Annotated in this window: 9 protein-coding genes; 2 read left to right on the forward strand and 7 right to left on the reverse strand. The window is 47.2% G+C overall.

The features are described from left to right. Positions 1–49: 49 nt before the first annotated feature. The 3 genes from QZT18_RS22505 to QZT18_RS22515 form a co-directional block, all read right to left on the reverse strand. Positions 50–1,597 (reverse strand): BCCT family transporter, encoded by a 1,548-nt coding sequence (locus QZT18_RS22505; protein WP_294151796.1) that lies wholly within the window; start codon positions 1,595–1,597, stop codon positions 50–52. Positions 1,598–1,619: 22 nt separating this feature from the next. Next, on the reverse strand, positions 1,620–2,435 hold the full coding sequence (locus QZT18_RS22510) for a carbon-nitrogen hydrolase family protein (RefSeq protein ID WP_294151797.1): 816 nt from the start codon (positions 2,433–2,435) through the stop codon (positions 1,620–1,622). A 105-nt stretch (positions 2,436–2,540) separates the two neighbouring features. Then, entirely contained in the window at positions 2,541–3,521 is a 981-nt protein-coding gene (locus QZT18_RS22515; RefSeq protein WP_294151807.1) for an alpha/beta hydrolase, read from the reverse strand. Positions 3,522–3,907: 386 nt separating this feature from the next. Here QZT18_RS22515 and QZT18_RS22520 point away from each other — a divergent pair, with 386 nt between their 5' ends. Both QZT18_RS22520 and QZT18_RS22525 read left to right on the forward strand, forming a co-directional pair. Next, entirely contained in the window at positions 3,908–4,768 is an 861-nt protein-coding gene (locus QZT18_RS22520) for a MurR/RpiR family transcriptional regulator (RefSeq protein WP_294151798.1), read from the forward strand. 416 nt (positions 4,769–5,184) lie between these two features. Further along, positions 5,185–6,072: a DUF6282 family protein gene (locus QZT18_RS22525; RefSeq protein WP_294151799.1), complete on the forward strand. Its 888-nt coding sequence runs from the start codon at positions 5,185–5,187 to the stop codon at positions 6,070–6,072. A 131-nt stretch (positions 6,073–6,203) separates the two neighbouring features. Here QZT18_RS22525 and QZT18_RS22530 read toward each other — a convergent pair whose 3' ends face one another. The 4 genes from QZT18_RS22530 to fsa all read right to left on the reverse strand — a co-directional run bounded on the left by QZT18_RS22530 (position 6,204) and on the right by fsa (position 10,225). Further along, a complete protein-coding gene (locus tag QZT18_RS22530; protein ID WP_366925957.1) occupies positions 6,204–7,142 on the reverse strand; it encodes a hypothetical protein in 939 nt (312 codons plus the stop codon). Positions 7,143–7,702: 560 nt separating this feature from the next. Continuing rightward, positions 7,703–8,653, reverse strand: a complete 951-nt coding sequence (locus QZT18_RS22535) for a transketolase family protein (protein ID WP_294151801.1) — start codon at positions 8,651–8,653, stop codon at positions 7,703–7,705. Further along, positions 8,643–9,536: a transketolase gene (locus QZT18_RS22540; RefSeq protein ID WP_294151803.1), complete on the reverse strand. Its 894-nt coding sequence runs from the start codon at positions 9,534–9,536 to the stop codon at positions 8,643–8,645. The genes QZT18_RS22535 and QZT18_RS22540 overlap by 11 nt, the downstream gene beginning before the upstream one ends. A gap of 32 nt (positions 9,537–9,568) precedes the next feature. Continuing rightward, complete coding sequence (gene fsa / locus QZT18_RS22545) at positions 9,569–10,225, reverse strand: fructose-6-phosphate aldolase (protein WP_294151805.1); 657 nt, start codon at positions 10,223–10,225, stop codon at positions 9,569–9,571. Positions 10,226–10,878 lie beyond the last annotated feature (653 nt).

Below are 10,878 nucleotides of genomic sequence, written 5' to 3' on the forward strand. Positions count from 1 at the left end.
TACCCCGTCCGCCGTCTTACAGAGGCGTCCTCGCATCTCAACTAAATCCTTATTTCAACGTCTTATCATATTTCTTATGGTTGAAAATCAGTATTGCGCAGCTTACCGTCGTACCCAGCATGATAATTCCGGCAAACATACCGCCAAAGTTGGCGATGATCTTTACTCCGTTTACACCTACCGTTGCAATCATAATATAAGCGAGTGTCATAACGATAATGCCCCAGGCAATTTTTAACCAGGATGGCGCTTCCGGGCTGTCCGGTGTAATTCCCTGTGTTGAGATTCCGGCCATAGCCGTCATATTGGAATTGCAGGCCGTTACAACGGATAAGAAAATGAGCAGCAGGAACAGCGGAATAATTATCTGTGAGAACGGCATACTTCTCAGCATGGAATAGGGAACCGCCTCCACACCGACATTATTGTATACTCCAACCAGATCAACGGCTCCGCTGACCTGTGCAAATAATGAGTTTCCACCGACGAGAATCATCCAGAGCGCACTTACCAGTGCACATACGCCAACGTATAACCCCAGCGTCTGCTTTACCGTTCTTCCGTAAGCGATACGGCCCATGAAGGCACCCGATGTCGGCGCCCATGCCATCCAGCTCGCCCAGTAGAAGGTGGTCCACCACTGCGGCCACTGGCTGTCGGCGGAAGCTCCCGTCAGCAGGGATTTTTCAAAGAAGTTTGCAATAAATCCGCCGAACGCCTCTGTTCCCAGGTTAAATACAAACGCCGTCGCGCCAAAGAATAACAGGAAAAGCAGGAAAATAACATAACCGTATACGTTAATATCGGCGCAGAGCTTGATACCCTTCTGAAGTCCGGAAACGGCTGTGGCAATAAAGATAGCCGCAATCACAACCGCAACGATCAGCCACATGGAGGCGTTGCTGGGGATACCGGTGAGTTCGGCAATTCCGCCGGACATATTCATAATGCCCTGTCCCAGTGAACCCGCCATACCAGCTCCGATACAGAATAATGTCATGGCATCGATAATCTTGGATGTATTTTTATTTTCCGCAAATTTTCCCAGTGCCGGAGCCATCTCAGAGGTAATGGAGAATGGTCTCTTTGCATTATAATACATAAAGCCAAACACAACCGCAGGTACCGTATAGATTGCGTATGGAATAAAGGTCCAGTGTAAAAACATAGTCTCCATAGAGAACTTGAGGGCTTCGCTGCTCATGGGAGCGATTCCGGTCAGTTCCGTAGGAGGCGCGCTGAAATGTGCGATTGGCTCTGCGGGTCCCCAGAAGAGAACTCCTGCCGCCATCGTTGTCGTCAGGGCGATGGTAAACCATGAAAATGTAGATATCTCAGGTTTGGCATCCTCGCCGCCTATCCTGACGTTTCCAAATTTTGAAAAAGCTGCTGCGATAGCTACCAGAACCGTGCCCACCGCGATAATGCTGAACATCCAGCCCACATTGGCGATAATCCAGTTATTTACGTTATTAATCAGGTTTAAAAATGTATCCTTACTCACAAGGCTCACAATAACAATCAAAAGCAGCAATATGAATGGCGGGAAAAATGTCATTTTCCGAAGCTGCATTGTACTCTTTTTATTCTTTTCCATGAAACGTTCCTCCTCCATCTCCCTATCGATCCGACAGGACTTTGTAATCTTCCGGATGACGGTCAATCAGAACCGTATTAAAATCTCGTTCTTTGCCGACCCTGTCCAAATCAATATCCTGGTATAAGATTCCTTCTTCCTCTACCCCAAAGGCTGCCAGCACTTCTCCTACCGGGCTGATAACCTGACTTTTTCCTGCAAATATTTCTTCTCCGCTCTGCCCGCATCGGTTCACGGCCGCTACATAAAACAGATTGTCGAGAGCGCGGCAGGCCAGATTTAAATCCCACCACTCTTTAAAATAATGACTGGCTCTCCATGCGGCAGGAACCAGCATCAGCTGCGCTCCCTCAAGCGCCAGAATCCGGCTTGTCTCCGGAAAGCAGACATCATAACAAATTACAATACCAATTTTCCCTAGTTTCGTATCCCAGACAGGATATTGCTTTCCCCGCTGGAAATAAGTCCGCTCATCCCCTACCGGATGAGTTTTTGAATAGGTCCCCTCTATGATTCCCTCATCGCTGATCAGAACCGCCGTATTCTCCGTTTCCCCGTTTTCCGCTGCAAATATAATCGGAGCCACCAGATAGATTTTAAGCTCTTTGGCCAGTTTTCTCATCTGCGTAACCGTTGTTCCGTCCAGTGTTTCCGCCATTTCCTTCATGGCCGGAATATCCGTTCCAAGATATCCCGTATTGAACGCCTCCGGCAGACATACCAGTGAAGCCCCGTTTGCGGCCGCCTCCCTGACCATCCGGGAAGCCTTTTCGATGTTTGCCTCCTTATCCAGGAAGCCGCAATCCATCTGAACCATTGCTAACTTATATTGTTTCACCCTGTTCCCCTCCTCCTTTATGAGCCAGGAGACCGGGAAAATCCGGCCTCCTGTTTTTGTATACCCCTTTAAATCTTATAACGGCTTTTATTGCTTCTTTCTATATTATAAGTACTTGTTGAAGAACTCGGCTAACGCATCTGACAGGGCCTCAAACTTCGGATCTCCGTCAAACATCCACTCGTTATGTTTTCCCTCTACATAGTAAAGCTCCTTCGGCTCATTTGCAAGGCGGTATGCCTCTTCTGCCTCAATCTTATCATGAAGTTCATTGTATCTTCCATGGCCTACGAAAACTGCCTTCGGCGCCAGTTTTGGAAGTGTGGCTTCAATGTTAAAACGGATAAAGGACTCTGCATATGCACTGGACATCGGAGTTGGGAATTCCTCACCATTTGCCTCATTGGCCTGCTCGGAAACGCCTCCGTTGATTTTTTTCAGGGTCTGGTCTACGTAGAAATCTCCGCTCTCGTCAATGTTCGGATAGAACTCGTAAGGATGTCTCAGAACCAGATCTCCTGTCGTGGCACGCGTAATTTTATCCTGCTCAAGAGCTCTTAACATCTTGTTATACTTATCATTTCCCATACCCATGCGCATCCAGCGTACACCGTTTACAAAGGAATTCAGGGTGGCAACCGCTTTGACCGCCTCTTCCCTGGCCGTTACTTCCACGCAGACGGCTCCACCGACGCCCCAGCCGATTAAGCCGATTCTCTTCGGATCAACTTCAGGCTGTGCCTTCATAAAGTTTACGGCTGCTGCAATATCTTCGACTTCTCTTTCCAGAGTGGTGTACTTCTCCGTTCCCTCACTTGGTTTAAATCCGCGGTAATCAAAGCCCATGCAGACATATCCTCTCGCTGTCATCGCTCTTGAGAATAAAGCCGGATACACCATGTTCAGTCCCGTCCAGCCGGAGTTGGCAATGATACACGGTCTCTTCTCCCCCTCTTTATAGTCGTCGGGAAGATAAACGGATCCCACCATCTTGTCGCCTTCGCTGTAAAATACTACTTCTCTTGTTTTCATAATTCTCTCTCCTTTTTGGTTTTCCTCTTGATATGCTTTCTTGCTTTTCCTTATTTCTTTGCTGTAACAACACTATACACCCTATAAAAGAATATTTCAACCTTTTTAATATAAATATTTGTTTTTCATCCTTTTTAACAATTTAAATAATCTTTTTTGTTTATTTTATACATAAATAAATTTTGAATTCCTTTTTTCAATGAAATTAATTTTATTTTAACTCATAATCATTTGACACCCTTTTCTCCCGGCCGTATAATAAACGTAACAGTTCAGCTATGATGTATTCCGCGAGGTGTTTTCACGCTTTTTATGAAAATCCCGAGTTGTGCGGCGCAAAACGGTGAAAAGCACCGTTTCCGTACATCATTTAGTTACAGTTCAGCCTTCGGCAAAACTGTAACTAATGAACACAAGAATATCCCATGGAGGTATCGATTATGGAAAATAATATTATCGACACAATCACTCAGATTAAAGATGTGCTGCCCAAAAAGCAGAGAATCTTATGCAATTTCATTGTTTTGAATTATATAGATGCGGGTATGATGACTGTGGCGGAACTGGCCGAATACTCCGGCGTGGGGCCCACCACGGTGATGCGTCTTGTAAAAACGCTTCACTTTGACAGTTACAGTGATTTTCGCCGTGCACTTCTGAATGTTTCCCTGAAAAACAACGCGTCTTCCTATATCGGAATTAAGAACAGCTTTCAGACCGTATCCAGCCACTCGGATTCCGATATTTTACACACGCTCTGGTTTGACACCACCCATACGGTTGAGAATTTTATAACACCTAAGAATATTGAGCAGATTGATAAGGCCCTCTCCCTGATGATGCAGAGTTCCCGCATTAATTTACTGGGCCTGCGCTCTTCCCGGACAGCCTCACTTTATCTGGAATCTGCTATCGACCGTTTTTATCCCCATGTAAGGCAGCTCAGCGATGAAAGCGAATTTTTATATGATAAAATATTCCGCCTGACGCCGGAGGAGGATGTGATTGTTATCTTCTCAGCCTGGCCCTGTACGAAGCGCACCATCGACGCCTCGGCCGTATGCCGCGACAAAGGCATCCCGATCATCCTGATTACCAATACTTCCCTGAATCCGATTGCACGGTATGCCGATATCATGATCGATACAAATTCGGTAAATGCAGGCTGCGGCATCCTTCCCTTCATGTTCATTGCGGAAGCGCTTACTGCGGGACTCGTCCGCCGGCTCGGCCCGGATTCCATGAAGATACTCGAAGAACTTGAAACTGAACTTGAAAAGGTCGATATCTTTATCAGATAAATGAGCCTTTTTCCATAAAGTGCAGCCTGTACATTCCGTCCACGGCCTGCAGCCAGAAAACGGAGGGTATACCGCCGGCAGCTTTTTGATAAAGCCGGATGCGGTATGCCCTCCGTTTCTGTAACTCCGGTACGTCTGAACTTATAAATACTTCTTGAAGAAATCGTCTAACACGTCCGCCAGAGACTCAAACTTCGAATCTCCGTCAAACATCCACTCGTTATGTTTTCCCTCCACATAATAAAGCTCCTTTGGTTCATCTTCTATTCATCTCCTTTCCATTCTATAAAAATATAAATTTTCTTTTTTATATTATATTTTATTCTTTATTTTTCATATTTAATATTTACTATCATTTAAAAAGATGATATTATCTATTCAAAGTAAAAGGAACGTAAATTCTATTAGGAGGAATTATGGAGCAATCATTCTTTATTTCGGATTTATATCGTCAAAAAGCAAAAGAACTTATTAAAGGCGGCTATGATCTTCACACTCATACCGAACCCTCTGCCTTTCACCGGGCCCTGGATGATTTTGAGTTGATACAGGAAGCCGCAGATGCCGGAATGGCCGGTGTCATGATAAAAGCCCATTACGGCTGCACGGCATCGCGGGCCGCACTGGTAAATCTTCACAGCCACTGTTCAGCTAAAGCATACGGCGGACTTGTCCTGAATCATCCGGTCGGCGGGCTGAACCCTTATGCGGTTGAAAACTCATTAAAAATGGGGGCTGTGATTATCTGGATGCCTACCAGAGATTCAGAAAACTGCCTGAAATATGGTGATATGCCCGGGGACTTTTTCTCTCGCCCCGGTATTACAATTTTTGATGAACACGGGAAACTGAAAAAAGAAATTTTTGAGATTTTTGAGATTGTAAAAAAATATGGCGCTTACCTTGCAACAGGCCATCTGAATTCAGAGGAGTCCTATGCCTTATGTAAAGAGGGCCGCCGGTACGGCGTCAATATGATATTGACGCACCCTGAATGGGACCGCACCAAATCCACCGGAGCCGTTCAGAAAGAACTGGCCGATACCGGTGTGCTGATTGAAAAAAACTGGCTCAATATCGCAGAAGGCTCCGTCTCCGTTCAGGAGATGGCATCCAACATAAAAGAGGTGGGCGCCGGCCGCGTCTATCTGGCAACCGATCGCGGACAGGCCGGCTTCGAACATCCCGCCACGGGAATGCTGCGCTTTATTGAAACACTGCTGGGCGAAGGTTTTACCGGACAGGAGATAAAAACCATGCTTTGCACCGTCCCCGGATATATTGTAAACAGAACTGCCCGCTGATGCTCCAAAAGTACATTACCTGCAATTCCCCCACCAATGGAAATGCTCCCAAAGCGTGTTATCCGCCTTGGGAGCATTCTTTTTCTATCGGGCTTCGGCTACGGTACTTCCTGTAGCTGTATTTCTTTTCCTTACTCGGCATCCTCTTTCAGTCCATATTCCCGGTAAAGCAGTTCCCTGAATTCCCGGTCGTCCGCCGCTTTAAGGAGATCGTCCTGACGAGAATCTTCCAACAGTCTCTTGACCAGTATGGCAAAGGACTTTTCACCTTCCTCACGGCCTTCTTCCCTTCCTTCTTTTACTCCCTCCTCATGACCCTCTTCCCGCATCTGCCTCATCGTCTTTTCTTCGTCATACTCATAAATACTCACTTTCATCGCCTCCGCTCTGTTGTTTTTCAGGAACTCTGCCAGCACATTGTCCCTGATACACTCTTCCACCGCTCGCTCTACCGCGTTCTTAAGGCTCATCGTCCCCGCATAGGTCCTCACTCGTTCCGTATACTCTGCATAATCACCCAGCGTTTTACAGGCCGATAAAAGCCTCTCGTTGTGTCCCTTATTGATATTGAGAAGGATCGCCCTCAGCTCCAGTGAATATTCCTCTTCCGCCACGGTAAATGCTTCCGACAGTTTCATCTCCTGTAAGTCGCCGATGTCCTTCCTCCCATTATAAAAAATAACAAACCGGGGAGTGGGCAGCTTTACAAGTTTTGTCCCGTAAAGATTCTCTTCTCTCGTCAGCACCGAATATAAATCCGCCGCATACATCAGACACCGCAGCGGAAGGTTCGGACTGTAGGTCGACTGATGCTCATACAGTGTCAGCCTTGAATCAATGATAAATGAAAGATCGTTGCGCATCGACATATAAATTGCATTTTCCAGCGTATTAACTTCCAACTGTTCCGGATCCTCATACGCCGTTCCGTTCACTGCATTATACAGTGCGAGCAATTCCTTCCTGTCGCTGAAAATCATCTCAAACAGCCTGGCCTTGTAAGCTCGTCTGGCTCCTGCGCCGTTCCCACTCTCTCTGATAGTGTTTTCCCTGTTCTGCATTTTTCTCATTCCGTACCTCCTTTGTAACGCTGTGAGATTGTCCATAAATCTTACACCGTCTTCTGTAACCGCAGGAGGCCTCCGCCGCTCAACGATATTCCGGAAACCTCTCTGCATGATAAAATAGGGTTCTGCAAAGCATCAAGATTTCCTGAAAATCTAAGTTTAAGAATTGACTTAAGATGCGGTTTTCCGCTTGAAATGTTAAGAAATATTATGCTTTAGATTTAGTATATCACATGAAAAACAATTTTTCCATCCGGCAATCTATATCGGATAAAATTATATTATCACGCCGTTTCTGTCCGCTCTCTGCCGTCAATAACGTCATCCCTCCATAACGTTTTACCAGACAAAAAGGGCGGGAAACGGCGCCCTTTTCCTGCTGCCGTATCCCGCCCTGATTCGGCGGCAAAAATTCGCCGCCTTATATCATAAGCTTTTCGGAGCGCCGTGTGCAGGCCGCCCCTCATACTCATATCCCCTTATATCTCTGCACAGTTACTGCGCTTTATTCTAACCGTATCTTCGAATCTGTAACATCCCGGCAGATTTTTGTCTGCACCGTTTTACATTCTGATTTTCATCCACTCCGCAACCTGGGTTCTGATTCCCTCTGCGTCCAGACCGTATTTCCTGAGAAGGTCCTGAGCGGGGCCTGATTCGCCGAATGTATCGCGGATACCGATTTTATATACCGGTACCGGGAACTGCTCGGAGAGCACGTCACATACCGCACTTCCGAGGCCTCCAATAATGGAATGTTCCTCCACGGTCACGACTCTGCCGGTCATTCCGGCCGAGCCAATCAGAAGTTCCTCGTCGATTGGCTTGATTGTATGGATGTTAATTACCTCTGCACTGATTCCGTCTTCTTTCAGAAGCTCCGCTGCCTCTAAAGCCGCCGAAACACAAAGGCCGGTTGCCACAATCGTAACATCCCTGCCCCGTTTCAGGACAACGCCTCTTCCGAGTTCAAAACGGTAGTTTTCATTGTCGTTGATAACCGGAACTGCCAGACGACCAAAGCGCAGGTATACCGGGCCGTTATATTGATAAGCAGCCTCAACAGCCGCCCTGGCCTCCACATCATCGGAAGGATTTACAACCACCATCCCCGGGATTGTACGCATCAAAGCGATATCCTCGTTGCACTGGTGGGTTGCTCCGTCCTCACCGACGGAGATTCCGGCATGGGTTGCCGCTATCTTAACATTCAGATGCGGATATCCGATGGAGTTGCGGATCTGCTCAAACGCCCGGCCTGCCGCGAACATCGCGAAGGTGCTGGCAAACGGAACTTTTCCTGTCGTTGCAATGCCTGCTGCAATTCCCATCATGTTACACTCTGCGATTCCGCAGTCTATATGACGCTCCGGAAATTCCTTCTTGAATATTGCCGTCTTCGTTGCCTCCGCCAGATCGGCGTCCAGTACTACCAGGTCTTCATGTTTCCTTCCCAGTTCTGCCAGAGCATTACCATAGCTTTCCCGGGTTGCGATTTTCTTCTTATTTTCCATCTGCGCCACCCGCCTTTTCCTGATTTGATGCCGCCCCGCCCGAAACCGGAGCATCCAGAGCCGCTCCCGCCTCCTCGAGTTCTTTCATGGCCTTTTCGTATTCCTCATCATTCGGGGCTTTGCCATGCCAGGAAGCTACGTTTTCCATAAAGGACACGCCTTTTCCTTTGAGCGTATTTGCTATGATGGCAGTCGGCATGCCTTTGACCGTCTTAGCCTCATCGAACGCTTTCTTAAGCTGCTCCATGTCATTTCCATTTTCCACGCAGATTACATGGAAATTAAATGCCTCAAATTTCTTGTCGATCGGATACGGGGAGCAGATGTCTTCAATGGATCCGTCAATCTGAAGATTGTTGTTATCCACGATAACCGTCAGATTATCCAGCTTTCTGTGTCCGGCAAACATCGCCGCCTCCCAGACCTGTCCCTCCTGGATCTCTCCGTCTCCGAGCAGAGTGTATACGTGATAGGAGTCGCCGCTCATCTTAGCGGACACCGCCATACCTACCGCCGCGGAAATTCCCTGTCCCAGGGAACCGCTCGACATATCTACACCGTTAATGTGTTTCATATCCGGGTGGCCCTGAAGGTAGGAACCAATATGTCTGAGTGTTAAGAGATCCGCCCTGGGAAAATATCCTCTTTCGGCTAACACGGAATAAAGTCCCGGCGCATTATGGCCTTTGGACAGTACAAAACGATCCCGGTCCGCCTTCTTCGGCTCTTTTGGATCAATGTTCATCTCCTCAAAATAGAGATAGGTAAAAATATCTGCCGCAGACAGGGAACCGCCCGGATGGCCGGACTTTGCTGCATGGACAGCCGTCACGATTCCCTTGCGGACCTCATTTGCTTTTTTCTTCAGTTCTAAAATTTCCATTCCGGATTCCTTTCCTGGAGCTTATTCCTAAATTATTTGCCGAATACAGCCTCATAATCAGCTTTGAATTTCTCAATTCCCTGATCGGTCAGAGGATGTTTTATCATCTGCATCAGAACCTTGAACGGAACGGTCGCGATATCTCCGCCGGCCTTCGCACACTCTATAATGTGAAGAGGATGTCTGGTTGAAGCGCAGATAATTTCAGTGGAAATCTCCGGGTAATTATCGAAAATCTGAACAATATCATAGATGAGATCGGTTCCGCTTGTAGAAATGTCATCTAGTCTTCCAAGGAATGGGGAAACATAAGATGCGCCTGCCCTTGCCGCCAGAAGAGCCTGGTTAGCCGTGAAAATCAGGGTAACATTTGTCTTAATTCCTTCGGATGAAAGCACTTTAACTGCCTTAAGTCCCTCTGCCGTCATTGGAATTTTAACTACCATATTCGGATGGATCTTTGCAATCTCGCGGCCTTCCGCGATCATATCTTCAGCCTTTACCGTAGTAGCCTTAACTTCGCCTGAAATCGGACCGTCTACGATGCTCGTGATCTCCTTTATTACCTCATTAAAATCACGTCCCTCTTTTGCAATCAGGGATGGGTTCGTAGTTACGCCGCAGATAATTCCCATGTCGTTTGCTTCTCTGATTTCATCTACATTCGCTGTGTCGATAAAAAATTTCATTTCTGCTTCCGCCTTTCATTCTCCATATTTATTTTGCTGCTGTTTGCTGCTTGTTTCGCCGCAGACTGAATTGCAGCACTTGCCTACCACCATATTTTACTATATTTTTCCCTATATGCAATCATATTTCAACAAATTCCTAAAAAAGAGGTTAATTGAGGAAGGAGAACGCCGCCGTAAGGTCGGGGTTCGGAATGGTGAGGGGGAGGTTGTGAGTCTTCAGTCCCGGCTTGCAGGTTGTCGCGGGTGGGGAAGGTTATGACCGGGACTGAAGACGCGAAGGTGATCGACATTCCGAAAACTGGCCTGCGGCCGCTGATTTGTTCTATTCCTTCAGGGGGGAGGGTATTGTCGCTGCCACTACGGGCCTTCAAATGCCCGGGAACAGTCTCTTTATAAACCTGGGAATTGTGTTGTCAGAGAGCCCGCTTTTACTTAGGATGAGGTAATAGAAATCCTGAGTGAAAACCGCGCGAAACAACGTTCTATCCTGTTTTACGTACACTGCAAAGCAGTGGTTAATGTGATACCGGAGCAATTCAGATACCACAGCTTCTTAGTGGCCGCGACAATACCCTTCCCTGAGTCTTCAGTCCCATCGACAACCTGCCCGGGGAAGGAGGAGAAAAACTTTCCGAAGGGGACCTTGAAGC

Origin of the sequence: uncultured Clostridium sp., from assembly GCF_900547735.1 — a bacterium.
Taxonomy (GTDB): domain Bacteria; phylum Bacillota; class Clostridia; order Lachnospirales; family Lachnospiraceae; genus Otoolea.